The sequence below is a fragment of the Skermania sp. ID1734 genome, assembly GCF_007489285.1.
Taxonomy (GTDB): domain Bacteria; phylum Actinomycetota; class Actinomycetes; order Mycobacteriales; family Mycobacteriaceae; genus ID1734.
Window position 1 is genome coordinate 135,425 of sequence record NZ_VLIY01000010.1, and the last position, 26,401, is coordinate 161,825.

21 protein-coding genes and 1 tRNA gene are annotated in these 26,401 nt (G+C 66.0%); 10 read left to right on the forward strand and 12 right to left on the reverse strand.

Translation table 11 applies throughout. From position 1 onward, the window contains the following. Positions 1-6: 6 nt before the first annotated feature. The 5 genes from FOS14_RS14140 to FOS14_RS14160 form a co-directional block, all read right to left on the reverse strand. Entirely contained in the window at positions 7-1,335 is a 1,329-nt protein-coding gene (locus FOS14_RS14140; RefSeq protein WP_143771446.1) for an NAD-binding protein, read from the reverse strand. A gap of 155 nt (positions 1,336-1,490) precedes the next feature. Next, on the reverse strand, positions 1,491-3,275 hold the full coding sequence (gene selB, locus FOS14_RS14145; protein ID WP_143771447.1) for a selenocysteine-specific translation elongation factor: 1,785 nt from the start codon (positions 3,273-3,275) through the stop codon (positions 1,491-1,493). Between the two features lies 1 nt (position 3,276). Then, a complete protein-coding gene (gene selA / locus FOS14_RS14150; RefSeq protein WP_143771448.1) occupies positions 3,277-4,569 on the reverse strand; it encodes an L-seryl-tRNA(Sec) selenium transferase in 1,293 nt (430 codons plus the stop codon). A gap of 21 nt (positions 4,570-4,590) precedes the next feature. Further along, positions 4,591-4,686, reverse strand: a tRNA-Sec gene (locus FOS14_RS14155). Positions 4,687-4,705: 19 nt separating this feature from the next. Continuing rightward, entirely contained in the window at positions 4,706-5,209 is a 504-nt protein-coding gene (locus FOS14_RS14160; protein WP_143771531.1) for a DoxX family protein, read from the reverse strand. 146 nt (positions 5,210-5,355) lie between these two features. On the opposite strand from FOS14_RS14160, the gene selD reads away from it, so the two are divergent. Beyond that, complete coding sequence (selD, locus tag FOS14_RS14165) at positions 5,356-6,336, forward strand: selenide, water dikinase SelD (RefSeq protein WP_143771449.1); 981 nt, start codon at positions 5,356-5,358, stop codon at positions 6,334-6,336. Beyond that, positions 6,337-6,549, forward strand: coding sequence for a DUF2945 domain-containing protein (locus FOS14_RS14170; protein WP_143771450.1), 213 nt, complete (start codon positions 6,337-6,339; stop codon positions 6,547-6,549). A 109-nt stretch (positions 6,550-6,658) separates the two neighbouring features. Here FOS14_RS14170 and FOS14_RS14175 read toward each other — a convergent pair whose 3' ends face one another. From FOS14_RS14175 to fdh, 4 genes are read right to left on the reverse strand one after another with little or no spacing between them, the layout of a single operon-like run. Beyond that, positions 6,659-7,240, reverse strand: coding sequence for a uracil-DNA glycosylase family protein (locus tag FOS14_RS14175; RefSeq protein WP_143771451.1), 582 nt, complete (start codon positions 7,238-7,240; stop codon positions 6,659-6,661). 2 nt (positions 7,241-7,242) lie between these two features. Then, positions 7,243-8,328 carry an NrfD/PsrC family molybdoenzyme membrane anchor subunit gene (gene nrfD, locus FOS14_RS14180; RefSeq protein ID WP_143771452.1) on the reverse strand — a complete coding sequence of 362 codons (1,086 nt, stop codon included), beginning with the start codon at positions 8,326-8,328 and terminating at the stop codon, positions 7,243-7,245. Further along, positions 8,328-9,263 (reverse strand): 4Fe-4S dicluster domain-containing protein, encoded by a 936-nt coding sequence (locus FOS14_RS14185; RefSeq protein ID WP_143771453.1) that lies wholly within the window; start codon positions 9,261-9,263, stop codon positions 8,328-8,330. The genes nrfD and FOS14_RS14185 overlap by 1 nt, the downstream gene beginning before the upstream one ends. Then, on the reverse strand, positions 9,263-12,538 hold the full coding sequence (fdh, locus tag FOS14_RS14190; RefSeq protein WP_143771454.1) for a formate dehydrogenase: 3,276 nt from the start codon (positions 12,536-12,538) through the stop codon (positions 9,263-9,265). Before fdh ends, FOS14_RS14185 begins: the two co-directional genes overlap by 1 nt. A gap of 157 nt (positions 12,539-12,695) precedes the next feature. Between fdh and FOS14_RS14195 the strand changes: the two genes are divergently transcribed. The 3 genes from FOS14_RS14195 (at position 12,696) to fdhD (ending at position 17,126) form a co-directional block, all read left to right on the forward strand. Beyond that, positions 12,696-15,023, forward strand: a complete 2,328-nt coding sequence (locus FOS14_RS14195; protein ID WP_143771455.1) for an FdhF/YdeP family oxidoreductase — start codon at positions 12,696-12,698, stop codon at positions 15,021-15,023. A 29-nt stretch (positions 15,024-15,052) separates the two neighbouring features. Continuing rightward, the gene (locus FOS14_RS14200) at positions 15,053-16,147 is read left to right on the forward strand and encodes an FUSC family protein (RefSeq protein WP_143771456.1); all 1,095 of its coding nucleotides are present in this window, start codon (positions 15,053-15,055) and stop codon (positions 16,145-16,147) included. A 142-nt stretch (positions 16,148-16,289) separates the two neighbouring features. After that, the gene (gene fdhD / locus FOS14_RS14205) at positions 16,290-17,126 is read left to right on the forward strand and encodes a formate dehydrogenase accessory sulfurtransferase FdhD (protein ID WP_143771457.1); all 837 of its coding nucleotides are present in this window, start codon (positions 16,290-16,292) and stop codon (positions 17,124-17,126) included. A gap of 1 nt (position 17,127) precedes the next feature. Here fdhD and FOS14_RS14210 read toward each other — a convergent pair whose 3' ends face one another. Continuing rightward, the gene (locus FOS14_RS14210) at positions 17,128-18,702 is read right to left on the reverse strand and encodes a Na+/H+ antiporter (protein WP_143771458.1); all 1,575 of its coding nucleotides are present in this window, start codon (positions 18,700-18,702) and stop codon (positions 17,128-17,130) included. 150 nt (positions 18,703-18,852) lie between these two features. Here FOS14_RS14210 and FOS14_RS14215 point away from each other — a divergent pair, with 150 nt between their 5' ends. Then, complete coding sequence (locus tag FOS14_RS14215; RefSeq protein WP_143771459.1) at positions 18,853-19,224, forward strand: glyoxalase superfamily protein; 372 nt, start codon at positions 18,853-18,855, stop codon at positions 19,222-19,224. Positions 19,225-19,227: 3 nt separating this feature from the next. On the opposite strand, the gene FOS14_RS14220 is transcribed toward FOS14_RS14215, so the two are convergent. After that, positions 19,228-20,406: a PP2C family protein-serine/threonine phosphatase gene (locus FOS14_RS14220; RefSeq protein WP_255450333.1), complete on the reverse strand. Its 1,179-nt coding sequence runs from the start codon at positions 20,404-20,406 to the stop codon at positions 19,228-19,230. Beyond that, the gene (locus FOS14_RS14225) at positions 20,403-21,206 is read right to left on the reverse strand and encodes an alpha/beta fold hydrolase (protein ID WP_143771460.1); all 804 of its coding nucleotides are present in this window, start codon (positions 21,204-21,206) and stop codon (positions 20,403-20,405) included. Before FOS14_RS14225 ends, FOS14_RS14220 begins: the two co-directional genes overlap by 4 nt. Positions 21,207-21,357: 151 nt before the next feature. On the opposite strand from FOS14_RS14225, the gene FOS14_RS14230 reads away from it, so the two are divergent. The 4 genes from FOS14_RS14230 to FOS14_RS14245 all read left to right on the forward strand — a co-directional run bounded on the left by FOS14_RS14230 (position 21,358) and on the right by FOS14_RS14245 (position 26,395). Then, complete coding sequence (locus FOS14_RS14230) at positions 21,358-22,551, forward strand: sensor histidine kinase (protein WP_185981777.1); 1,194 nt, start codon at positions 21,358-21,360, stop codon at positions 22,549-22,551. After that, positions 22,548-23,588: a hypothetical protein gene (locus tag FOS14_RS14235; protein ID WP_143771462.1), complete on the forward strand. Its 1,041-nt coding sequence runs from the start codon at positions 22,548-22,550 to the stop codon at positions 23,586-23,588. Before FOS14_RS14230 ends, FOS14_RS14235 begins: the two co-directional genes overlap by 4 nt. Before the next feature lie 76 nt (positions 23,589-23,664). Further along, positions 23,665-24,159 carry a metallophosphoesterase gene (locus tag FOS14_RS14240; RefSeq protein WP_143771463.1) on the forward strand — a complete coding sequence of 165 codons (495 nt, stop codon included), beginning with the start codon at positions 23,665-23,667 and terminating at the stop codon, positions 24,157-24,159. Positions 24,160-24,217: 58 nt separating this feature from the next. Continuing rightward, on the forward strand, positions 24,218-26,395 hold the full coding sequence (locus FOS14_RS14245; protein ID WP_143771464.1) for an acyltransferase family protein: 2,178 nt from the start codon (positions 24,218-24,220) through the stop codon (positions 26,393-26,395). Positions 26,396-26,401: the final 6 nt, after the last annotated feature.

Genomic DNA, 26,401 nt, shown 5'->3' on the forward strand with positions numbered 1-26,401 from the left:
TCCTTATCAGGGCCGCTGCGCTTTGACGGTCGCTATGTGTGCGCATCCATCGCGCTCCGACGGCGAGAATCGCACGAATTGCCCGGCCGCACAATCGAGGTAGAGCTGCGCCTCGGACATCACCACGCCAGTAGCGGGGAGATCGAGCAGTCGCGCACACACGTAGGCCGCGCTGAGAACCGTGACATCGAGCGTCGTCCCGAGCGCGAGCAACGAGCGGGTTTCGGCGAGTGCCTCCTGCTCCCCTGCTCGCAGCACCAGGTCGATGCCAGCGTGCACCGCTTGCGCGGCGATGGCAACGGCGATGTTGTCGCGATCATCGGAACCCACTGCCGCCAACGCGCGCGCCCGCCCCAGGGACACCCGGTCGAGGGTGTGCCGGTCCGCGCCGTCCCCGACGATCGTCGGGATGCGCAGGTCGCGGACCAGACGTAGGTTTCGGGCGTGGGCATCGCGTTCGACGGCGACCACCGGCACCCGCAGCGCCTTCAGTTCCAGGCACAGCCGCAGACCCACCTGGCCTAGGCCGACAACCACCACATGTCCGGAGCGCGGCAGCGCCCGTGCGCCGAAGAAGTCGAGCAGTCGCGGACCGAGGAGCCGCTCCACCAGCCCAGCGGTGACCATGGCGGTGAGAAAGATGGCCGCAAACATGGCAAGCGAGGCGAAGATCGCATACCCATCGTTGGTCAGGTAGCTCGCGGCACCGGCGGTGACCACCTGCACCGATTCTTCCAGCGATTCGGTGACGGGGTGGCCTGCCAGCGCCGTCCACGCCCAGCCCACGACGATGACCGCAAGGAGCCCGGAAAGGCCCATGACCATGATCTTTGTTCCGGCGTCGTGCAGGACGCCCCGCACTGATCCGATCTGCTCGTTCACCCACGACGTCCGTTCGATGTGCGCGGGCCGCCACCGCATTGCACCATCGCCGCCGACCAGTGCGAGCGGGCCGGTGGGCGAGAGCTTGACGGCCAGATACTCGGCGCGCAGGCATGGTCCGGCCAGCGAAGGAGCCGCCAGCTCGGCGGGCGAGGTCACCTCGCAACCGGGCAGCAGGCGGCGCAGCTGTTCCCCGATGGTGCGGTCGAAGATCGTGACGACGAGTCTGGCCCGCGGTGCAATGTGCGCCACGGCGAGCGCGTAGCGCAACGCGACCACATCGTCATGGGTAACCACAGCTACCGCAAAGTCACCATGACGCAGCGTCTTTCGCAGCTGGTCGTCGCCCGGCTCGGCGAGGTGGACAACCTGGTCGCCGCGATCTGCCAACGCAGCGCACACGCGGCGGGCGATATTCGTCTCACCGATCACCAGGAAGTCTGACTGCACCACAGACCAAGCCTGCCCGATTGCGACCGACCAGGTCCAACAGGAATTTCCGAGGAGGTGATAGGTCTGGCCGATCGTGCGGTGGGACTCCAGTCATGACGATTCGAGGCCCGATTCGCCAGCGAACACGGCTAAAGTGGAGCGCCGCCGCAATGTGTTCATTTAACAACCATGCGATGCCCGGCATCGAGCCGACGGGTCCATCCCCGGGCGTCGAGGTGTTCGAGCAACGGAATGACGACTCGACGCGTGGTTCCCAACGCCTGCCGCGCCTCGCTAGTGGTGAAAGGCTGTGCCAGCCTGGCGAGTTCACGCATGGCCAGTGCCGGCGCAGTGGGCAGCACCACGATTCCATCGGCCAAGCGCACCACCCGTCCGGCACGCTCGGCCGCGGCGAGTTCCCGGGTACCCAGCCGGAGCTCGGCCAGTTCCTTGGCCTCGGGTGCGTGGAAGGGGTTGGCGCGCAGTCGGGTTTCGAGTTCGGTAATCGACCGCTCGGCGGGGCCGAGGTCGCCGATACCCGCCCGCCTAATATGTCCACCGTTCTGCTCGAGGCCCGCGGCCTTCACGACCGAATCGAGTAGGGCGTCGTCCGGCAGCGCCAGCAGGTCTCGCGCCGCCCCACGGGAAAGCCCGGCAGCCAACCGGTCTCGCTCATGCAACGCCTCGACCGCGGCACGTAGTCGCTGCTGCCACGCCTCGAAGGTGTCCGCGTGCACCCACCAACCGTCGATCACATGCACGCCGTCGGGCCGCAGGTTGTCCAGCAGGCCCAGGCGACGCAGGTGCACTTCCTGGACAGCACCGCGCCGGGCCACCTCGACGTCCACATCGCCGGAGGGGTCCATGGCCGCGAGCGCATCAGCTCGGCGCCGGCTGTCGCCGCGTCTCCGTAGCCCCGGCGGATCGGCGTCGAGGACCTGCGCGCCGCCGAGCACCCGCCGACTACCGGGATCGCGCAGGACAAGGCGGTCCCCGAGCACAATCGGGAGACGCCGGTCCAGCGTGAGTCGGGCATGGTCGGCGGCGAACGGGCGCAGCCGCGCGGGGACGGCGGCAGTGCCGACATGCACGGTGAGCTGCTCTGCCGCCTCGGTGAATTCGGTTCCCGTGGTGCGCCGCACGTCGACCGTGCTGGTCGTGGGCCACGCGTTGGGAGTGAGCAGTGCGTCGCCGCGCCTGATTTCGTCGGACGACACTCCGCGCAGGTTCACCGCGACCCGACGCACCGGACCGAGCGAATCGTGCGTCCGCCCTTGGCTTTGCAACCCACGGATCACCACCGGGCGCTCGTGGCCCGGCACCGCCAGCGCATCGCCGCGCGCGAGGGTGCCTGCCGCGAGCGTGCCCGTCACCACGGTGCCGGCACCGACGATGGTGAAACAGCGGTCCACCCAGAGCCGCACCCGACCACTGGTCGACGGCTCAGGCAGGGCGGCCAAGACACCGTCGAGGGCGGTCCGCAGCTCGCCCAGCCCGGTGCCTTCGACAGCCGATACCGCCACCGCGGGTGCGTCGCGGAGGCCGGTCTCGGCCAGTTCGCCCCGGGCCTGCGCGAGAGTGTCGCCCACCCGCTCCGGCGCGCGGTCGGTGCGGGTAATCACGACGAGCCCATGCGATATCCCCAGTGCAGCAACGGTATCGCGGTGATCGCTGGACTGCGCCTGCCACCCCTCGTCGGCGGCAACCACGAAACACACGACAGGCGTCGGCCCAAGCCCGGCCAGCATGTTTCCGAGGAAGCGTTCGTGCCCCGGAACGTCGACGAACGCCACGTCGCGGCCAGAAGGCAGTGTGGTCCAAGCGAATCCGAGATCGATTGTCAGACCGCGCCGACGTTCTTCAGCCCATCTGTCGGGCTCCATTCCGGTGAGTGCACGCACGAGGGTGCTCTTGCCGTGATCGACGTGACCGGCCGTGGCGACGACGTAACCCGGGCGCATGTCAGTGCTTCAACGCGGCTTCCACCGCCCGCAGCAGCCGGTCGTCATCAGCTTCGGGTACACAACGCACATCGATGAGGCAGGCGCCGTCGTGTACTCGGGGCAGCACCGCCGGATCACCCAGGCGCAACCGTCGCGCCGCTTCCTCGGGCAGCCGCACCGCCCAGCCGGGCAACGGCACGCCGGGAGCGCCCCCACCGCCGACCCGTCCGTCGTGCGGGACCACGGACGCTCCCACTGCATCGGCAATGCGTTCGGCGCGGACGCGCAGCCGGTCCGGATCGGCGTGCAGGGCTTGGACGACTGGTGCCGGGCCGCCCGCAACGGTGGCCTCTAGTGCCGCGAGCGCGAGTTTGTCCGTACGCACGGCGCGCGCGAGGGGATGACGCGCCATGCGGCCCACCACATCGGTTCGGCCGAGCACAATTCCGGCCTGCGGACCACCGAGCAGCTTGTCGCCGCTGGCGGTGACGACGTCGGCGCCGGAGGTGAGTGCCGTGGCGGCGTCCGGCTCGTCGGGCAGCAGTGGGTCTGGCGCGAGCAAGCCACTGCCGAGGTCCGCAACAATCGGCACTCCCCTGATCTGACGCAGCTCGTCCAGCGACACGGATGCGGTGAACCCGTCGACCCGGAAGTTGCTGGGGTGCACCTTGAGTAGGCAGCCGGTTTCCGGACCCACCGCATCCGCGTAGTCGCGGAAATGGGTTCGGTTCGTCGTGCCGACCTCGCGCAGCCGGGCACCGGTCGAGGCGATCAGGTCGGGCAACCGGAAGCCGGCGCCGATCTCGATCAGCTCCCCGCGGCTGACCACCACCTCCCGACCGGCCGCCAGGGCGGTGGTGGCCAAAACCAGTGCGGCAGCGCCATTGTTGACCACGAGCGCATCCTCAGCAGCGGGACAGGCAGCCAGCAGCGCCTCCCGCGCCGCGACGCCACGACGCGATCTCGCGCCGGTGGTGAGATCGAGTTCCACGTCGACATACCCGCTCGCGGCGACGAGCGCGTCAACAGCATTGGGTGACAACGGCGCACGGCCAAGATTCGTGTGCACGACAACGCCGGTCGCGTTGAGCACCGGACGCAAAGTGGTGGCCCTGCGCGTCTGAAGCGCTGCCGCGATTACTTCGGAGACCTCCTCGGGCCCGATCTCACCTCGACGAGCCCGTTCCTGGGTCGCCTGGATAACCGATCGGATGACGTGCTCGCCGTGGTGCTCGCGCGCGCTCTGCACGGCGGGCAAGGACAGCAAGTGGTCGGTGCGCGGGATGAACCGGCGCCGGTCGGTCTGCGTCACGAGCCCTCCTGAGGAGAAAGCTGGCGGAGGCGGACGGGAATCGAACCCGCCAGGCCGAGATGCTCGGTCTCACCGGTTTTGAAGACCGGGGGGCCCACCAGGAACCCAAACGCCTCCGAGCCCAACCTATCGCGTCTCAGGACGCGGTGGTCTTCGCCGGTGGCCGGAAGAACACCAGCAATTGACCGATTCCGGCAGCGACACCGAGGACTACCGCGAGCGCCAACCCGCCCCAACCGCGCAGCACGTCAGCGAACCCCGCGCCACAGAACAGCAGATAGTCGAGGCTGAACCCGCCGGCGCCGATGGTGGCTACCGCGACCGCCGAACCCGCGAGCACCAGGTTGTACTCCCAGCCCTCATTCATAGCGAAAAAGCCGTGGTGACGGTGCACCGTCCACACGGCAACAAGCATCAGCGCAACGAAAGCCGCTGCGGCAAACGACGTGAGCAGTCCGGCGGCCAGACACAGGCCAGCTGCCAATTCGGTCGTCGCTGCTGCGATGGCGTTGACCTTGCCCGGTCTCATGCCGATGCTGTCGAACCACGTGGCGGTACCCGAAATCCCGCCGCTGCCAAAGAACTTGTTGTAGCCGTGCGCGGCCATGGTCAGGCCGAGGATGAGTCGAAGGATCAAGATTCCGGTATCTAGTGCAGCGCCACAAGAAATCACAGCTTTCAACGTAGCCTGACTTGCGCGTTTCGCTCCCGCATTTGACTGTTCGCGTCTGTTGTACGGGGAGCGAAACGTGTAGACGGTGAGCGAAACCCAATAGGGTCGAGTGCGTGAGCGATATCCGACTGACCAGTTACGCACACGGCGGCGGCTGCGCCTGCAAGATCCCGCCAGGCGAACTCGAAGACGCCGTACGCGATCTGACCGGGCAGGCCGGTGACGGCGTGCTGGTGGGACTCGACAGCGGTGACGACGCTGCTGCCGTGCTGGTGCGTGATGACTTGGCGGTGCTCTCGACCGCGGACTTCTTCACCCCGGTGGTCGATGACGCCTACGACTGGGGCCGGATCGCTGCGGCCAACGCGCTTTCCGACGTCTACGCGATGGGCGGGCGTCCGGTGGTCGCGATCAACCTGGTGGGCTGGCCGCGCGAAAAGCTTCCGCTCGAATTGATGACGGAAGTGCTGCGCGGTGGACTCGCGGTGGCGGCCGAGGCGGGTTGCCCGGTGATCGGCGGGCACTCGATCGACGACCCGGAACCGAAGTACGGCATGGCGGTTACCGGGGTTGCCGACCCAAACAGGTTGCTTCGCAACGATTCAGCCGAGTCCGGGCTGCCGCTCACCCTCACCAAACCGATAGGCGTCGGCCTACTCAACAACCGGCACAAGCGAACCGGAGAGGTCTTCACCGAAGCGGTGGCCACCATGACGCAACTCAATCGCGACGCCGCCGAAGCCGCACTCGCGGCGGGTGCGCGGGCGGCCACCGACGTGACCGGCTTCGGGCTGTTGGGGCACCTGCACAAAATGTGTCGGGCCTCCGGCGTCGGTGCCGTGATCGACCGCGCCGCGGTGCCGGTTGTCGATGGCGCGCTCGCGGCACTGCGCGACGGCTTCGTCTCGGGCGGTACGCGCCGCAACCTCGACTGGGTCCGACCGCACCTGGTAGCCGGGCCCGGAGTGAGCGAAGACGACCTGCTGCTGCTTGCCGACGCACAGACCTCCGGGGGGCTGTTGGTAGTCGGCGAAATTCCCGGGTATCCGGTGATCGGCGAGACCGTAGTCGGCAGTGGAATCGAGGTGCGCTAAATGAGTGAGCTTTTCAAAGTCGGCGACCATGTCGCGTGGAATTCCGAGGCTGGTCACGTCAGCGGGAAGATCATCAAAGTGCACACTCAAGATGTCGACTACAAGGGACACACCCACCACGCCAGTCCCGACCATCCGCAATACGAAATCAAAAGCGACAAGACCGACCACATCGCCATGCACAAAGGATCTGCCCTGCACAAAATCGACTAACTCTTCTCGCCGTGATCACGACCGAATGGTCGACGAAACCGGGATTTTTCGAGCCTTTTGGTCGTGATCAGCGCGGGGGTTGGAGTGCGCGAGCCGCGCGGGGGTGGGGCTAGAGTCCCATCGCGCGGACTTCGGCCTGGATGGCGGGCACCAATTCCTTTTCGAACCAGGGATTCTTCGACAGCCACGGCTGGTTTCGTGGTGACGGGTGCGGCAGCGGAACAAATCCGTCAGGCAGGTATTCACGCCAGGCGCGGACCGTCTCAGTCAGCGACGACTTACGTCTCCGGCCAAGGTAATAGGCATGCGCGTACTGGCCGACCAGCAACGTCAACGTGATGTCGGGCATCTGGGCATTCAACGGCGGATGCCACTGCGACGCACACTCGGTCCGCGGCGGATTGTCGCCAGAAACCGCCTTACCCGGATAGCAGAAACCCATCGGCATAATGGCGACCTTGTCGGGGTCATAGAATTCCGCCGGCGTGAGCCCCAGCCATTCGCGCAGTCGCACACCGGACGGGTCGTCCCACGGAATTCCGGTTTGATGCACCTTTCGCCCGGGCGCCTGCCCAATAATCCTCAGCCGGGCCGACCGTCCGGCCTGCAGTACCGGGCGCGGACCGCATGGCAAATCGGCGCACAGAGTGCAGGCACGGATGTCGACGAGCAGTTGCGTCAGTGTCGGCATATTCAGCCGGCAGTGGTGATCGAGTCGCCGGTGACGCCGGCCGCGCGGCGAGCGGCCAGGCGTCGTTTCTGCGGCTCGATGGTGTAGCGCGGATCCTTCGTCGATTCGATGCCGGCCTCGAACACGCCGAACCGGGTCAACGCCGACGCGGCCATCAGCGCCACACCGGAGGCGACCGCAACGGGCCGTCGGCCGCCACCGAGCAGCGCGCCGAGTCCGCCCGCGATGGCGAGGCGCTCGCTCCACCGCAGCATCTGACCCGGCCTGCCGTGGTGCAGCGGTTCGGCGGCCACCGGGTCCATGCGGTGCTCCATGACCCGCGTGGCCACCACATCGCCGATGACGCCGAGCACCGCGAGCTTGCGGGCCGGGCCGGTTTCGGCGACGGGTGTGGTGACCATGGCCAGGCCCGACGCCGCCAGGCTCGCGGAACTGACAAAGACGAACGGTAGATCTTCGTGCGCGGCGTTCCACGTCGGCGTTGCCGTATCACCAAGCAGCACGGCCGTATACACCGCGAGCGGCGGCGCGAACACCGCCGCCTCCAGTCCGGCCAGGCCCTCGACGGCGTGCAGCACGGGCCGCAGCGGCCCGAGGGGCAGCCGGTCGCCGGTCATCCGGTCGATCTCGGCAGCCGCGGCGACAGATGTGCCTGCGCTGAACGCGCTGAGGATCCAGGAACCGACGCTCATCGGCGAGGTCAGCTTGATGGTGCGCAGCATGTTGTAAAAGCGTTCGGGCCGGCCCAGATCGCGGACCAGCGCGGCCGCGCTCAGCAGCACGGCGACCAAGGCGGACAGCCGACAGTTGCGGCGCAGTATCGGACGGCCGGTGAGTTGACCGCCGGCCGCGAGCAGTCCGGAGCCGCCCGCGACACCGCCGAGAAACAGGTAGGCAGCGACCTCGTGACCCCAAGGCGCCGGCTTGACGACGGGACGGCCGTAATACGAGCTGAATTCGGCCTCCGGCACCATCGGCATTTCCCGCGAGCCGTCACCGCCGCCTTGGCGCCTGCGCCGGTTACCGCCGCGCCGACGCGGGCCCGTCGGCTCGGGCGGTCGCAGGCTGTCGTACTCCGACGTGCTCACTAACGTCCCTTCCAGAAGGCCAGCGACGCCGCGGCGAACATCCCGGCACCGGCGACCAGCGCGCGCTTGAACATCTGCGGCAGATCGGCGGTCGGCACCCGCGGGTCGGGCGGCAGACCGTAGACCTCCGGGGAGTCGAGCAACAGGAAGACCGAGCCGGTGCCACCCACGCCGTCGAGCTCGTTGGCACCGTAAAGCCTTGCCTCCGTGAGTCCTTCGGCATGCAGCTGAGCCACCCGCGCCCGGGCCTGGGCAACGAGATCGTCATGATCACCGAACTTGATCGACGTGGTGGGGCAGGTTTTCGCGCACGCCGGCGTCTGGTCTTCGACCAGGCGGTCGTAGCAGAGCGTGCACTTCTGGGCGACGCCGACGTTGCGTGTGCCCGGCGCGGCCGTCCCGTCCGAGCGCCGCTCGACCACCCCGAACGGGCAGCCTGCCACGCACGTCCCACAGCCGTTGCACACGTCGTCCTGCACCACCACAGTGCCGAACTCGGTGCGAAACAGCGCCCCGGTCGGGCACACGTCGAGGCAACCGGCGTGCGTGCAGTGCTTGCAGACGTCCGAGGACATCAGCCACCGGAATTCCGGCGTATTCGGGGGTGAGGTGTCTGGTTGGGACCCGATCGCGGGCATGCCCAATTCGACCAGCGCCCGACCAGATTCGCGCGCTTGCGCGATCCTTTCCTGGCTCTGCTCGATGAACGCGACGTGGCGCCAGGTACTCGCACCAAGCGCACCGGTGTTGTCATAGGACGACCCGAGCAGTTCCAGATCCCCGTCGCGCGGATTGTGATTCCATTCCTTGCAGGCCACCTCACACGCCTTACACCCGATGCAGATCGAGGTGTCGGTGAAGAAACCCTTGCGCGGCTTGCGTTTCGGCCAACGCGCGTCGGCGCTCGGGTCGGTCGGTCCGGCCAACTGTCCCATCAGCCCTCCCTCCCCGGGTCCGTGATTCGGACGTTGTCGGTTTCGATCGTCGCACCCGCACGGTTCTGGTATTCGGCCACCAGCCGCAGCAGTTCCTCCCCTTGCGGGCGTCGGCCCGGCCGAATGTCGCACGAACCGGCCTTGGATTCCTGAATCTGCACGTTCGGGTCCAAGGTAACGCCGAGCAGGTCGTTGGCCGCATCGCCGCTCACGACGGCGTCATCACCCACGCCCCAGTGATACGGCAGCCCGATCTGGTGCACGGTATGGCCGCCGATGACCATGGGGGTCATGCGCTCGGTAACCAGCACCCGCGCCTCGATCGCTGCGCGCGGCGAGACGATGGTGGCCCAGCCGTACGGCTCGAGCCCGCGCTCGGCGGCGAGTTCGGGCGACACCTCGCAGAACATCTCCGGCTGCAACTCCGACAGGTAGGGCAGCCAGCGGCTCATCCCGCCCGCGGTGTGATGCTCGGTGAGCCGATACGTGGTGAACACGTACGGGTAGACGTCCGCACCCGGTTCCCCGGCGCTCGGCGCGCTGAGGTTGTCGGTGCGCGGGAACAGCACCCGCGAGGGGTTCTGCTGCTGCGGGTACAAAGCGTTGGCAACCGGAGATTCCTGCGGTTCGTAATGCGTCGGCAGCGGCCCGTCGAGCATGCCCTTGGGCGCGAACAGCCAGCCCTTGCCGTCGGATTGCATGACGAAGGGGTCGTCGCCGGCCAGCGCCGCGGGGCCACCCACGTCGGGATCGGGACGGGCGTGCGGGTCGCGGTCCTCCGGGAAGTCGGGCACGTCATCGCCGACCCAGCGACCATGCTGCTCGTCCCACCAGATGTAGCGTTTGCGCTCGCTCCACGGCTTGCCATCCGGATCGGCAGAGGCGCGGTTGTAGAGAATCCGCCGGTCTGCCGGCCATGCCCAGCCCCATTCGTGCTGGCTCGGCGAACTTCCGCCGCGCGGGACTCGACGCGCCGCCTGATTGACCCCGTTCGCATACACGCCGGTATAGATCCAGCAACCACCGGCGGTGGAACCGTCGGCGCGCATCTGGGTGTACGACGACAGCGTCTTGCCCGCATCAGGCCCGGTCAGGTGATAGCCGTTGATCTCTGCCAGCACCGACTCCGGATCGGGCTCGCCGTTCTCATCGACCGGGTAATCCCACGTCAGGTCGAGCAACGGCCGGTCGCGCTCATCGGTCGAACCGGCCAGGCGGGCCCTGATCCGGTTGCCTAGTTCGATGAAGAATTCGAGATCGCTCTGGCACTCGTCCGGCGGCGCGAGCGCCTTGTGTCGCCACTGCAGCAACCGCTGGGTCTGCGTGAAAGATCCGGCCTTCTCCACGTGCGTCGCGGCAGGCAGGAAGAACACCTCGGTCTCGATGTCTTCGGTACGCAACTCGCCGGAAGCGATCTCCGGTCCGTCCTTCCACCAGGTGGCGGACTCGATGAGGTTCAGGTCGCGCACCACCAGCCATTTGAGGTGTGCCATGCCGAGCCGCTGCATTCGGCCGTTCGCCGACCCGACCGCTGGGTTCTGGCCGAGCAGGAAGTAACCCTCCACCTCGTCGGCCAGCATGCCGGTGACGGTCTGATAGGTCCCGTGCGGTCCGGTGAGGCGCGGCAGATAGTCGAAGGCCCAATCGTTGTCGGCCCGCGCGGCGTCGCCCCACCATGCCTTGAGCAGGCTGACGAAGTACGCGTCGGCGTCGGCCCAGAATCCCTTCTGCTTCTTGGAGGCAATGGCGTCCAGGTACTGCTCGAAGGTGTCGTGAGTGCCGGCCTTGGGCATCGCCAGATAGCCGGGCAGCAGGTTGAACAGTGTCGGAATGTCGGTGGACCCTTGGATGCTCGCGTGCCCCCGCAGCGCCATGATGCCGCTGCCCGGTCGACCGACGTTGCCCAACAACAACTGCAGAATTGTCGCGGTTCGAATGAACTGTGCGCCAAGGGTGTGCTGCGTCCAGCCCACGGCATAGGCAAAGCACGTAGTGCGTTCTCGACCAGAGTTTTCCGTGATCGAGCGGGCCAGGTACTCGAAGTCCTCGAGCCCTATGCCGCAGACGTCGCGAACCATCTCCGGGGTGTAGCGGGCGTAGTGGCGCTCCACGATTCGGAAAACTGTGCGCGGATCCTGCAAGGTGTCATCACGCAGCACTTTTGCAGTCGCCAGGCTCGGCCCACCGCTGCCGTGCTCGTCGCCGGCCGCACGCTTGGAGGCGCCGGCGCCGTGCTCGTGGTCGGCGGCCGAATCCCCGTCCGCTTCCGCGTATGCCCACGTCGATGTGTCGTACTGGCCGGATTCCGGATCGAAGCCGGAGAACAATCCACCCAAATCCTCGGCGTCTCGGTAATTCTCGTTCACCAGCGTCGCCGCGTTGGTGTAGGCGATGACGTATTCCTTGAACCAAAGGTCATGGGAAATCACGTAATTGATCAACGCGCCGAGCAGCACCACATCCGAGCCGGCCCGGATGGAGATGTGGCGGTCCGCCACCGCCGACGTACGCGTGAACCGCGGGTCGACGTGAATGATCCTGGCTCCGCGCGCTTTTGCCTCAGCAACCCACTGGAAACCCACCGGATGGCACTCGGCCATGTTGGAGCCCTGGATGACTATGCAATCGGCATTTGCCATGTCCTGCAGCGACTGTGTGGCGCCACCGCGGCCAAACGAGGTTCCCAGACCGGGAACCGTGGCGGAGTGTCAAATACGGGCCTGATTCTCGATCTGAATAGCGCCCGCGGCGGTGAAGAGCTTCTTGATGACGTAGTTCTCTTCGTTGTCCAGCGTCGCCCCGCCCAGCGCGGCAATGCCCATGGTGCGGCGCAGCAACCGGCCCTGCTCGTCGTGGTCTTGCCAGGTGTTGCGGCGGGACTGCACGAACCGGTCCGCGATCATGTCGATGGCGGTGTAGAGATCCAGATGCTTCCATTCGGTGGCGCGCGGCGCGCGATAGAGCACCTTCGTTTGGCGGCCGGGCGAATTGACCAGCTGCTCACTGGCCGCGCCCTTCGGGCAGAGACGGCCACGCGAGATCGGCGAATCGATATCGCCCTCGATCTGGACGACCTTCTCATCCTTGACGTACACCCGCTGGCCGCAGCCCACCGCGCAATACGGGCACACGCTTTGCACCACGCGGTCCGCGGTCGAGGTCCGTGGTTCGATGGCGCGGGTATGCGGCGACGTGACCGCCGGACCGCGACCGAGGACGTCGCCAGACCGGAACTGGCGAATGACCGGCCACTCCAGGAATTTGCCGCCCACCATGATCAAAGCCTAACGCTGAATCGATCGGTCGGCTCCGGTTCGCGCTCCGCTCGGCTCGATCGGCTGTACCTATCAACCAAAAAGAACAGTGTCTTGGACGCCCGAGCCCGCGCGGCGCAAGAATTGCCAGAGCCGCCGACGACAGGAGCCTCGGGTCATGACAGATCAGATCAGCGCTGAAGAAACCACGGCGGACGCTGTTGTCCCCATTGGCGAGGAAACCGACGGCAAACCACACGAGTTCCACCCCTATCACCACCCGGCGGCGGGCTGGGGCGCGGCCAAGAGCGTCACCAAGTTCATGGTGCGCGAACACGAGGTGCTGGCCGGGTCGCGCGCGATCATGAAGATGAATCACGAGAACGGCGGCTTCGACTGTCCGGGTTGCGCGTGGCCGGACGACACCAAGGGCCTACGCCTGGACATCTGTGAGAACGGCATCAAGCACGTCACGTGGGAGATGACCCGCAAACGCGTGGGCGCAGACTTCTTTGCCGCCCACACCGTCGAAGAACTGTCCACCTGGAGCGAATTCGACCTCGAGAACCAGGGCCGGCTGACCGAGCCCATGGTCTACAACCCCGACACCGACCACTACGAGCCGATCAGCTGGGACGCGGCGTTCGAGCTTGTCGGTCACACGCTGGCTTCCCTCGACGACCCCAACCAGGCCGCGTACTACACCTCCGGTCGACTCGGCAACGAGGCGACGTTCCTCTACCAGTTGATGGCCCGTGAACTCGGCACGAACAACCTGCCCGACTGTTCCAACATGTGTCACGAGGCCAGCGGCCGCGCCATGCAGGCATCGCTCGGGACCGGCAAGGGCACTGTCGACCTCGAAGACTGGGAGACCGCCGACGCCCTGTTCATCATGGGCGTCAACGCGGCGTCGAACGCCCCACGGATGCTCACCGCGCTCGCCGAGGCCTACCGTCGCGGCGCGCAGATCGTGCACATCAATCCGCTCATCGAGGCGGCGGCCCGACGCACGATCATCCCGCACGACTTCATGCGGATGGCCGCCTTCAAGTCCACTCGCACGAGCACCCTGAACCTGCAGCCGCGCATCGGCGGCGACATGGCGCTGCTGCGCGGAATGTCGAAAGCCGTTCTGGAAGAAGCACGTACGGATCCGAAGGCCATCGACTCGGAGTTCCTCGAGCGTTACACGCAAGGTTTCGACGAGTACCGCGCGGTGTGTGAAGCAACCTCGTGGGAGGAGATCGAGCGCAATTCCGGCGTGAGCCGCAAAGACATTCGCAAGGCCGCGCGAGTCTACTGCGAGTCGGACCGCAGCATCATCAGCTGGTGCCTCGGCGTTACCCAGCACGAGCACGGCGTGGACACCGTGCGGGAGATCATCAATCTGCTGCTACTGCGCGGCAATCTGGGCCGCGAAGGCGCCGGACCGTCCCCTGTGCGCGGTCACAGCAACGTGCAGGGCAACCGGACCTGCGGCATCGACCACCGGCCCACCGACGCGTTCCTGGACCGGCTCGGCCAGGTGTGCGGGATCGAACCGCCGCGCGCACACGGCCTCGACACCGTCGGCACCATCGAGGCGATGCACCGCGGCGACGTCAAGGTGTTCGTGGGTATGGGCGGCAACTTTGTGCTCGCGGCGCCGGACACCGTGTATACCTCTGCGGCGCTGCGCAAGTGCGAGCTGACAGTGCAGGTGAGCACCAAGCTCAATCGCAGCCATCTGGTACATGGCAGGCAGGCGTTGATCCTGCCGTGCCTCGGACGTACCGAGAAAGATCACCAGCGCGGCGGGATCCAGGCCACCTCGGTCGAGGACTCGATGAGCATGGTGCATCTGTCGGTGGGGATGCGCAAACCCGCTTCTCCACACCTGCTTTCGGAGCCGGCCATCATTGCGGGCATGGCCAAGGCGGCGCTGCCGAACAGCCAAACCCCATGGGAGCACTACGTCGAGGATTACGACCGCATCCGCGACACCATGGCCAAAGTGCTCGACGGGTTCGAGGATTTCAACCGCCGGGTACGACTGCCGCTCGGCTTCCGCATCCGCCAGCCAGCACGCGAACTGATCTTCCTGACACCGTCGGGTCGCGCCGAATTCTCTTCGGCAGCACTCCCGGACGACAACATCGTCGCCCCGGGAACGCTGCTGCTGGCGACCATGCGTTCACACGACCAGTGGAACACCACGATCTATTCCGACAACGACCGTTACCGCGGGATCAAGAACCTGCGCACGCTGATCTTCATGAACCCCGACGACATGCGTGAGCGCGGCATCGCCGAATTCGACGAAGTGGACATCACCGCGACCGCGCGGGACGGCAGCACCCGGAGCGTGCACCGGTACAAGGCAATTCCGTACGACATTCCGCCCGGCTGTGCCGCCGGCTACATGCCGGAAATGAACGTACTGTGCGCCATCGGCGATTACAGCACGCAAAGCGACCAGCCGATCATGAAGAACTTGAAGGTCACCGTGGCGCACTCGACCTGAGTTGCCGCCGAGACGAATGGAGAATTTCGTTGGACAGAGTCCTGGCACAAGCCCGCCAGCTTGCCAGCCTCGGCCCGGCGGAAAAGGATCACCTGCACGCGGGCCGGGTGGCCATCGGCCTCGTCGTTCCCGGCATCGCGTTGCTACTGGCGGGTCGGCCCGATCTCATCATTTACGCCGTCTTCGGGTCCTTCACCGGCATGTACGGGCGAGCGGAAACACCGCGCCTGCGGTTGCGTCATCAATCGCAGGCCGCGGTGGTGCTGATCGTCGGTTCCGGTCTCGGCATCCTACTGTCGGGCATCGACGCTCGCCCGTGGCTGCTGGTTCTCGCGGAGGTGGTGTTCGCGACCATCACCTCGGTGGTTACCGACCGACTCGGCCTGCGGCCGGAGGGTCCGTTCTTCGGGATGTTCGCCCTCGGCGCGCTGGCAACGGTCCCGCCAGAGCGAGTGGCGGCCTGGGTGGGGTTGTGGATCTGCGTCGCTACTGCACTGTTCGCGCTCTTTGTCACCTTTGTAGTGGGCAAGCTACGGGCACACTACGGTCGCCTCGACCCCAACGCAGAGGCTGTGTCGCGGCCGCAGACCAACGGCGTGGGTATCCATGCGGTGCGCTACGGCGTCGCCGTTGCCGCGGCCGGTGGGGTGGGTGTGCTGCTGGGCATGGACCACGCCAACTGGGCGACGGCGGCGGCCGCGGTCCCGCTGGCGTCCGCGAGCGCCCGCAGCCGTGTCGGCGGTAGCATGCAAGGTGTCGTGCATCGCAGCATTCACCGGGTGGTCGGTACCTTCGTGGGTCTCGGCGTCACCGCATTGTTGTTGCTGCCCAACCTGTCTGCCACCTGGCTGGCGATCCTGGTGATGGCGTTGCTCTTCCCCACCGAATTGTTCATGGCGCGCCACTATGGGATGGCGCTGGGATTCTTCACGCCGCTGATCATGTTGATGACCGAGCTGGCCGAGCCCAGCGATCCGATGACATTGCTCATCGACCGCGGTATCGACACGGTGATAGGTGTGATTGCGGGCCTCTCGGTCGCGCTCCTGATCCAGAGCAACCGGAGCCAGACACGGCCCGCCCCCAAGCACCGACTACAAACCGCGAGTGGGAGCCGAGCATGAGTAGCGAAGGCGCAGCGAGTGAGGATCGCAGCGGCGCAGCCGCGAGGAGATGGAGCGCCGGTGAGGACCCGCAGCGAAGCGAGGACCGGAGGCGGCGCGGAATCGACCGGCAACGGAGGACCGGAGCGAGTGGGAGCCGAGCATGAGTAGAGTCACCGCACGCCGCAAGACGATTCGCATCACACAGACCGGTCAGGTTCGGCGGCCCGACACGCTGGCGGTCGAGGAACCGCTTGAACTGCGCGTCAACGGTCAATCGATGACCGTCACCATGCGCACACCGGGCAACGACGTCGACCTTGCGCACGGATTTCTGTTCAGTGAGAACATCATCGGCTACGTAGACGATGTTCTTTCCGCCCGGTACTGCGCCGGCACCGACTCGGACGGACATAACACTTACAACGTGCTCGACGTTCAATTGCGCACGACCACACCGATTCCGGTGCGCAACTTCCTCACCACCAGTTCCTGCGGACTGTGCGGGAAGGCTGCTCTCGAAGAGGTTGCCACCCGCGCCCACTTCCCCATGCACGACTGCACCCCCATTGTCGAGACGGGAGTGCTAGCCACGCTGCCCGGAAAACTCCGGGCCCACCAGCAGGTTTTCGAAGCCACCGGCGGCATTCACGCGGCCGGCTTGTTCACTGCCGACGGGACCGTCCTGGCCGTCCGGGAGGACATCGGTCGGCACAACGCGGTGGACAAGGTGATCGGGTGGGCGTTGCGCGAAAATCGAATTCCGGCAGGTGATCTCGTGCTGGTCGTCAGCAGCCGCGCGTCGTTCGAGTTGGTGCAGAAGGCGGTGACGGCCGGCATCGGCATGCTGGCTGCCGTGTCGGCGCCGAGCTCGCTAGCCGTGGATCTGGCCGCCGAGCATGGCCTGACCCTCGTGGGGTTCCTGCGCGGGGAAACTATGAACATCTACACCGCTCCGCACCGCCTCGAAGTGACAGGTTCCGCCACCGCAGCCGGGTGAGTTATTCGGTTCGTTGCCGCTGAGCGAGCCGCACTTCCTCGATGTCAAGGGTTGCCTGGATCTGGCGGAGCACCGTGTCATCGATGCGCCGCTCATCGCGCAGTTTGATCGCAATGGCGCGTTTGCGCGACAGCATTGCCAATCGCAACTTTGCGTACTGCTGGTCGTGCCGGATTGCCGGGTCATCGTCGGGGGCGCTGAGCGTCAGCAGTTGCTCGGTGTACTCGCGCTCGAGTCGCTCGGCGACCTCCTTTTCGACGCCCAGCTCGGCGGCGACCTTGGGCAGCTCCGCCAACACCGTTTTGGTGGCGAGGGTTTCGGCCAAGCGCCGCTCTTGCTTGAGCGTGTTGTCGCGCGGTAGTTGCGCCCACCGCACCACCGCTGGCAGCAGCAGGCCCTGCGCCACCACCGTCACTGCGATGACACCGGCCGTGATGAAGATGATGGTGTCGCGGTCCGGAAAGGGGTCACCGGTGGCGAGCGTCTCCGGGATCGCCAGCGCAGCAGCGAGGGAAACGGCGCCGCGGAAGCCCGCCACCCCGATCACCACGCGCGAACGGTTGCTCAGGTGGGCCGCTTCGGGATTCAACCGCCGGTCGATGTGTCCGAGCGCATACGCGGACCCGAACAGGAATGCCATGCGAACCGCCACGAGCACCAGCACCACCACACCGACCGCCACGACGGCGCGCGGAATGGAAATGCTGGTGAGATTGCGAACCGCCGACTGCGATTCCAAACCCACGAGTACGAACAGACTGGCGTTGAGCAAGAAGGTGGACAGGGACCAGAAATCATCGGTCTGCCGACGAGCGTCGGCACGACCCATGCGGGGGGCTGCCTGACTCATGATCAAGCCGGCCACCACCGCGGCCAGCACACCGGACGCACCGATCTCCTCGGCAAGCAGGAAGGCAGCGAACGGCGTCAAGATGATGGCCACGTTGATCAGGAACGGATCATCGAGGCGACGGCGCACTCGCACCACCAACCACGCCACCAATGCGCCCGAGGCCGACCCGCCGAGATAGGCGACCACGAACAGCCAGCCGATGTGCGGCAGGCTGAAATGCTCGTTCCCGACCGTGATTCCCACGGCAACGCCGTACACCACGAGGGCGGTGCCGTCGTTGACGAGGCTTTCGGCACGCAACAGGGTGACGTCTCGGTTCGGCAGCATGCGCGCCAGCGCGGTGACTGCCGTCGCGTCCGTCGGCGCAACCGCGGCACCGAGGACCCAGGCGGGTCCCCACGGCAGTCCCAGCAAATGGGCGGCGCCCGCCACCGCGGCGGCGGTGACAATGACCAGAACCGTTGATGTAGCCAGGATTCCGCGTAAATCCCGACGAATCCCACGCAGCGGCGTGGTGAAGCTTCCCCAGTACAGCAGCGGCGGCAGGAACAAAAGCAGCACCGCCTGCGGCGGAAGGTGCACCGACCGCAGCGGCACGATGAACCACAGCAGCACACCGATGGCGAGCAGCAGGATGGGCGGGGCAACCCGGAAGCGGTGGCCGATGAGATTGCCGGCCAACACAGCCAGGCCGAGGGTCACCACGAGTTCCAGGCCGAGCACCGCACACCTCCCATGCATCGGGGTCGGGTGCCATTGTGCCGACTTGCCTCAGCTCGCGCGGGACACCAGGGGCTAGATTCGAGCCCCATTTGGTACCTGGTGTCCCGCGGCAGACTCGATGCATCGCGTCGGAACTTGTACTCTCCAGCCATGCCCCGTCACCTGCGAACTGTTCCCATCCTGCGCAGCTTCGACGAGGCGAAAGCACGCGAGTTCTACCTCGACTGGCTGGGATTCACCGTGGACTGGTCACACCGATTCGAACCAGATACGCCCCTTTACATGCAGGTGAGCCGCGACGGCATCGTTTTTCACATTTCCGAACATCACGGTGACGGGTCGCCCGGCGCCCATGTGCGAGTCGAAATCGAGGGCGTCCGCGAACTCCACGCCGAACTGATCGCTAAGCGCTACAAGAACAACCGGCCGGGACTCGAACATCCGGAGTGGGGTGGAATCGAATTCACGGTCATCGATCCAGTAAACAATCGGATCACGTTTGCCGAAGCGGATCCGACGTAGCGGCTACAACGCCGGAACACTCACTGCGAGTACGGCCACGTCGTCTTGCAGCCCGTCGCCGAAGCTTTCCAGCAGCTTTTTGATGTCGGCGACTATCGATGGCGCGGTGGACGGCGAATGAGCGGCAGCGAATTCGCGTAGCGCGCCGTCGTCATCGAAGCGACCGCGACCGATCCGTGCTTCGGTGATCCCGTCGCTATAGAGGACAAGGGTGTCGCCGGGGCGCACACGTATCGACGCAGCGACAAAGTGCGGCTCCGGCAGGATGCCGACGAGTTGACCGTGCGGCGTCTCGATGAATTCGACGCTGCCGTCCGAGCGCAGCATCAGCGCCGGCGGGTGCCCGCCGCTCGCAAGGTCAACAAGAAAGCCATCGCCATCGCGCGCCAATACGCCGAAGATGACCGTGCAAAATCGCGGATCAGCTGATGAATACTCCTGTTTCAACACCTCGTTCAGTGTCCCCAGCACCGAAATCGGATCGGCGTCATAAACGGCAGCGGCACGCAGGGTGTATCGGGTCAACGACGTAAAAGTCGCCGCGACGGCGCCCTTACCCGACACGTCGCCGAGGAAGAATCCCCAGCGGCCGGCACCGAGCGGAAATAGATCATAGAAATCGCCGCCCACCTCCGCGGCAGAGGCGAAATGGTAGTACGCGTCGACCTCGGCGCCGGGCACTTGGGTCAGCGAGGGCGGAATGAGGCTGCGCTGCAATGTCGCTGCGAGCAGTTGGACCGATGCCCGCTCGCGGTCGGCTGCGCGTTTGGCACGCAACAATTCCTGTTCGTATGCGCGCCGGTCACGGGCGTCGGAAATCGTGGCCCGAATAAGCAAAGGCCGCCCGGTCGCATCGGTTTTCACCCGCGCACTGACCAGCACCGGCAGCGCGGTGCCGTCGGCGACGACCATCTCGAGGGCCACCGCCCGCACCTCGCCCTGCATTTGCAGCAAGGGCGCGAAGTGTGTTTCGAAATAGATTCTTCCGCCGACCGTGAGCAGGTCGGAGAAACGCCGCCGGCCCACCACCTCCGACCGGTCATAACCGAGCCAGCCGAGCAGCGTCGCATTGATTTTCGCGATAGTGCCGTCCATGCGCGTCGACAGGTAACCGCAGGGCGCGTTCTCGTACAAATCCTCCGCGCTGTCTTCGAGCAGCGGAACTACATCTTGCTCGGTCACGGCGATGCTGATGCGAACGTCGCGATAGCGCGAGCGGTCGCCTCCGGTGCGCTGAGCTGAGGGCAATGCCCGACAGCGTCGAGGGTAACGAGCTGACAATCAGGAATTTCGCGTTTGACGAATTCGCCGACCGACCGAGGCGCAATGGCGTCTCGAGCGCATTCGATTGCCAACGCGGGAATGCTCACCCGGGCGAGGTCGGCGCGGTTGTCGGAAAGAAACGTGGTGCGCGCGAAGACACTCGCCTTCGCCGGATCTGTTCGGCAGAAGCTGTTGGTGAGTTCTGCACCAAGTTCCGGCCGATCCGGGTTGTCCATGATCACCGGCGCCATGGTCGCCGACCAGCCGAGGTAATTGCTTTCCAGCGCGGTCAAGAGGCCATCGATATCGGCTTCGGTAAAGCCGCCGATGTAATCGCCGTCGTTGATATACCGCGGCGACGGCGTCACGAGAATTAGCTTTTCGAAGCGATCGGGCTCGGCGACGACGGCAAGAACCCCGATCATCGCGGACACCGAATGCCCTACAAAAATCACATTCCGCAGGTCCAGCTCAGCAATGATGGCCAAAACGTCGTCGGCATATCCCTGCAAACTGGTGTATCGCTCGGCATCCCACGCCGCTGGGTCGGATCCACCACTACCGACGTGATCGAACAGGACAACGCGGAACTCCTCGTGCAGCCGGTCGGTGATCAGCCGCCACATGTTCTGGTCGCAACCGAATCCGTGCGCAAGCATGATTACCGGACCGTTGGCATTTCCAGTGATGGTCAGGTTATGCCTGGCGCGTACGTCCACTCGTCGATTCCCCTCACTGCTGCCCCACCGCCGAAGTCCTGGCGAATCTGTACCCAGAGATCGCCGCTGCCATTCCTTCGCAGGACATTACTTCGGTGCGCGGACAGGTATCGTGCGACTGCTCAGCTGCCACGCGGTAAGGGAGGACGTCATGGCTACCCTCACCGTGCCGCCGCAACCGGCACCAGAAATCGAGGCACCGGGGAGCGCTGAGCAACGCATCACCCGACTTTTCGCGTTGTTCGTCGCCAGCGGTTACGGGTTCTATCTGGTTGTGCTGGCGCCGCAGATCGTCGGACAGATTCGCTACGTCGGCTGGTTTGCGAGTGCCGTTTCCGTCGCACTCGCTTTCTTGCCACCGGTAGCGCTGGGAACAATCGGATTCCGCCGCAAGCTCGAGCGATTAGGCATCGCCGTGTCGACATGCGTTTTTGGATATGTCGCCGCGTTGGCGGTCTGGAGTCTGTGCTGGAACGGTGTCGGGGTTGCCGACAATAGCGTCTGGCTCACCGAGATCCCCGGCCTGGCCGGCCTCGCCGCCGCGATCGCCTGGCGTCCGCGATGGGCCGTCATCGCGCTCGTCGGCACCACCGCATTCTCGGTGCTGGTCAATCATGCCGAACGCACAGCCGAGCACAATGCCGATCCCGTCGTCGACATGTTGTTTTCGACCAGCTACTCGCTGCTTTTCGTCAGCGCCGCTCTGATGGCGGTTCGGACGGGGAGACTGCTCGACGAGACTCGGGCGGCCGCCCATTCCGTCGCCGCCTCCGCTGCGAGCGCCCAAGCGAGAAGCGTTCAACGCCAACGGTTCAATGCATTGCTGCACGACTGGGTGATGTCCACTCTGTTAGCGGCGAGCCGGCAAGGCAACACCGCGGAGGTCCGCCGCCAAGCCGTGGACACCCTGAGAAAGTTCCACGAGGACTCCGACAGCGAGACCTATGACGCCGCAGACCTGTTTGCGCACCTGCGAGTGGCGACGAACGCTATCGACGACGTCACGCCCGTCGAGATCCTCAGCGAGCCAATCACACAGGCAACTTTTCCCGGCGAGGCCGTCCGAACCGTCGGCGCGGCGATGTCGGAAGCGCTCCGCAACAGTATCCGCCACGCCGGCCCCGGTGCGGATCGCCACATCAGCATCGCTGTCACCGAGATCAGCTTCACTGTCGTCGTCGCCGACTCCGGGATCGGGTTCGATCCACGGAGAATTCCGCCCGACCGGTTGGGGGTCGCCGCAAGCATCATCGGCCGAATGAGGGCGTTGCCGGGCGGCGACGCCGAAGTCCGATCGCAACCGGGCGACGGTACAAAGGTGGTGCTCGCATGGACCGCGCCGTGACGACCAAAACCCTGCAGGTCGAAGATGCCCGGACGCTGCTGGGCATGCATACGCGCACCGCATGGACGGTCGCGGGGTTCTTCCTGATCGCACAGATTGCGCTCGTCACCTCGTCGTGGGACGACGCGCGTACTAAATGGCCGATCATGGTCGCGTTGCTGGTCAGCGCCGTCGGCGGTGCAACATTACTGTGGATGCCCGGCGATCCGCTCGGTTACCGACCGACCCTGGCCGTCGTTGTGTGCGGGCCGATCGCCTCAGCGCTGGTGTTGAGTGTGATTCCAGCGCCGGCAACCTCTGCAGCCCAAACCTGGCCGTACGCAGCGGGCACGGCCTGCGCCGTGTACCTCTGCGTTCGGGGACGCACACTCGCCGGCTGGGCGGAGATTCTGGTGATGATCGCCGTTGCCGGCGTGTGGGGCGCGCTCACCGACCAGGGCTTCCTTGCCGCCGCAATGCCGCAAGCGGTCAGTGTCGCGCCGATGCTGATGGCGACGTTCTTCGCCTACGTCATTCGCCCGGCCGCCCGGCAGATCGTCGAACTCCGCGCCGAATCGACGCGTCGCGTCGCCGCCGAATCGGCCACTCAGGCGATGCTCGCCGAACGCGGCCGGCAGATGCGCCAGGTAGACGCGATGGTTCGCCCGGTGCTGCGTCGCATCATCGATCCGCGCCCGCTGGAGCAGGACGAACGGATCGAATGCGCGTTGTTGGAAGCCGAGTTGCGCGACAGTCTGCGCGCGCCCGCTCTCGCGGATCCGACGGTCACCCGGGCAGCACGCGCGGCCAGGGAACGAGGCGTCGACGTCGTGCTCATCGATGATTACCGGGGTGACGAAGTACCGGCTCGTGAACAGCTGTTGACGCTGGTTACCCGGGAACTGACGAGGGCCGATGCGGGCACCATCGCGGTCCGCATACTGCCGCAGAAGCGTGGACTACTGGCCACCATCCTGATAAATCACCCGATCGATGGCACGCGGCGGATCGAACTCGACAGCAACGGCGAAGTGTCGCTCGCCGATCTCAACAGGTGAACTAGTCGATTTCCACGCAAATATCGCCGAAAGGCGTCGAAATCGACTATCTCAACGTGAAAGACACACTGGACCCATGCGCCTGCTCCTCCTCACCGACACGCACATTCCCGCTCGCGCCCGCGACCTGCCGCCACGGGTCTGGAAGGAAGTCGCCGTCGCGGATGTCGTGATCCATGCCGGCGACTGGATCGACATCGGCTTCCTCGATGCGCTCGAGTCGGCGGCGAAACGGTTGATCGGCTGCTGGGGCAACAACGACGGCCCACCATTGCGCGCTCGGCTTCCCGAGCGTGCCGACGCGACGCTCGACGGACTTCTCTTCACGGTCGTGCACGAGACGGGCGCCGCAAAGGGGCGTGAGGCGCGCATGTCGCGGCTGTATCCCGACACCGACGTGCTCGTCTTCGGGCACAGCCACATCCCGTGGGACACCACGACAGAAACCGGGCTGCGACTACTGAATCCGGGCTCACCGACCGACCGGCGCAGACAACCCTTCTGCACGTACATGACCGCGAGCGTCGAGGCCGGCGCGCTCATCGACGTCACGCTGCACCGCTTGGACTGACTCGATCTGCGCGCCGCGCGGCAACCCGACGCGCTCGTGTGACAGGATCGCCAACCGTATGAACATTGTCGCCACCCGTGAACGACGTAGCTCCGGCCGCCACCGCCCCGCGGCCACGTCGAGCACACCAGCGAAGTCAGGTTTCCGGCCCGATATCGAAGGCTTGCGGGCCGTAGCGGTGCTGGCCGTGGTGCTGTTCCATGCGGCGGTCCCAGGCTTGACCGGCGGCTTCGTCGGAGTCGACGTCTTCTTCGTGATCTCCGGTTTCCTCATCACCGGCATGCTGTGGCGGGAGGCGGGCGGAACCGGGACCGTGCGACTCGGTCGCTTCTACGGCGCGCGGGCGCGGCGCCTGCTGCCGGCCGGTGCCACGGTGCTAGTCGCCACCGCCGTCGGATCGGCGCTGCTGCTGCCTCCGCTGCAGGTCCGCTCGGTCCTTGGCGACGCCATCGCCAGCGCTCTTTATGTGGGCAACTATCGGTTCGCCATCCAGGGCACCGACTACCTCGCCGCTGATTCGCCGCCCTCGCCGTTCCAGCACTATTGGTCCCTGGGCGTCGAGGAACAGTTCTACCTGGTGTGGCCGGCGTTGATCATCGGTACCGCGTGGTTGCTGCGTCGCGTCGGCAGGCGCAGCACCGACAAGTTCGCGCCGTATTTTTTCGTACTGAGCCTCGTCGCGGTCGGTTCATTTGCGATCTCGCTGGGCTGGACGAGCGACCTGCCGCCGTGGGCGTTCTTTTCGTTGCCGTCACGTGCCTGGGAGTTGGCCGCCGGCGGACTGGTGGCGCTCACTGCCCGCTACTGGCGTCGGCTGCCCGCACTGGTGGCTGCTGTTCTCGGCTGGGCCGGGATGGCGTTGATCATCGTCGCGTGCGTTCATCTGGGCGAGAAGACCCCGTACCCGGGGACCGCCGCGCTGCTCCCGGTCGTAGGCACCGCGCTGGTGATCGGCGCCGGTTGCGCCTACTCCCGGGTGGGCGTCGGAAGTGCGCTGTCGTTGCCGCCGATGCGGGCGATCGGTCGTCTCTCCTACTCGTGGTACCTCTGGCACTGGCCAGTGCTGATCCTCGCTCCTTACGCGCTGGGCGGCCCACTCCGCTTGACCGACCGACTGGCCGCGGTCGCGGTGTCCGCCGGACTGGCCATGTTGACGCTGCAGCTCATCGAAAACCCGGTCCGGTTCGCCGGGCCGATCCGGCGGTCGGCGCCGCGCAGCCTCGCGCTCGGCGGGGTGGCCACCGCTGTTGCCGTCTGTGTCGCGCTCGGGCTGCTGGTGACTCGTCCGGCGCCGGTGGGGCACGGCCAGGCGGCGGCGTCGCTCACCGTGCACGCGCCAGTCGCGCCCGCGGCACCGACGGTGGATCCGCTCGACGCGGCGGTACAACAGATGACGGCCCAGGTTCAGGCGGTCGTTGCGGAATCCGCCAAACCGCATGCGGTGCCGTCGAACCTGGACCCGCCGCTTGCCGATGCGCCGTCCGACAAGCCGGACGTCTTCGTCAACGGTTGCGTGCGCTCATGGCTCGAGGTGGGCCAAAGCGAATGCGCGACCGGCGATCTGGGCTCACCGACGACTGTCGCGTTGGTCGGCGACTCGCACGCGGCCATGTGGCACCCGGCATTCGCGGCCGCCGCGGAGCAGCGGCACTGGCGATTGGAAAACTTGGCCAAGGTCACCTGTCCGATGCTGGACCTGCCGCTGAGAAGTCCGTATTTGGGCCGCGAGTACACCGAATGCGAGCAATGGCGCAACCAGATCCTGGATCGACTCAAGGCGGAGCGTCCGAAACTGGTGGTGCTGGGGATGTCGCGGCGCTATGGCGGTGACTTCAACTTCACCATGTACGGCCGGCCATGGCTGGACAGCCTCACTCGGATGGTGAAAGAGCTGCGGGCGAACGGCTCTCAGGTATTGGTGCTCGGGCCGATTCCCGACCCGAAGGGAAACGTGCCGACCTGCGTTTCCGCGCATCTCGATGACGCGCTTGCCTGCACGCCCACCAGATCCGTAGCGATGAACGAGGCGGGCATTGCGGCGGAGAAACTAGCGACGGAAGCGGGCGGCGGCGAATACGCCGACCTCACCTCGTTGTTCTGCACCGCCCAACTGTGTCCGGTGATTGTCGGCAGCGATCTGGTATTTCGGGACGACAATCACCTGACGATCGTGCACGCCAAAGCCCTGACTCCGGTGATGGCGGCGCTCACGGACCGGGCTTTGGCGAAGCACTGACAGGTG

Coding starts and splice junctions, on each gene's coding strand:
- FOS14_RS14240 (WP_143771463.1), top strand. CDS start 23,665: ATGCGCCTGCTCCTCCTCACCGACACGCACATTCCCGCTCGCGCCCGC.
- FOS14_RS14230 (WP_185981777.1), top strand. CDS start 21,358: ATGGCTACCCTCACCGTGCCGCCGCAACCGGCACCAGAAATCGAGGCA.
- FOS14_RS14195 (WP_143771455.1), top strand. CDS start 12,696: ATGACAGATCAGATCAGCGCTGAAGAAACCACGGCGGACGCTGTTGTC.
- fdhD (WP_143771457.1), top strand. CDS start 16,290: ATGAGTAGAGTCACCGCACGCCGCAAGACGATTCGCATCACACAGACC.
- FOS14_RS14215 (WP_143771459.1), top strand. CDS start 18,853: ATGCCCCGTCACCTGCGAACTGTTCCCATCCTGCGCAGCTTCGACGAG.
- FOS14_RS14175 (WP_143771451.1), bottom strand. CDS start 7,240: ATGCCGACACTGACGCAACTGCTCGTCGACATCCGTGCCTGCACTCTG.
- FOS14_RS14170 (WP_143771450.1), top strand. CDS start 6,337: ATGAGTGAGCTTTTCAAAGTCGGCGACCATGTCGCGTGGAATTCCGAG.
- FOS14_RS14245 (WP_143771464.1), top strand. CDS start 24,218: ATGAACATTGTCGCCACCCGTGAACGACGTAGCTCCGGCCGCCACCGC.
- selB (WP_143771447.1), bottom strand. CDS start 3,275: ATGCGCCCGGGTTACGTCGTCGCCACGGCCGGTCACGTCGATCACGGC.
- FOS14_RS14185 (WP_143771453.1), bottom strand. CDS start 9,263: ATGGGACAGTTGGCCGGACCGACCGACCCGAGCGCCGACGCGCGTTGG.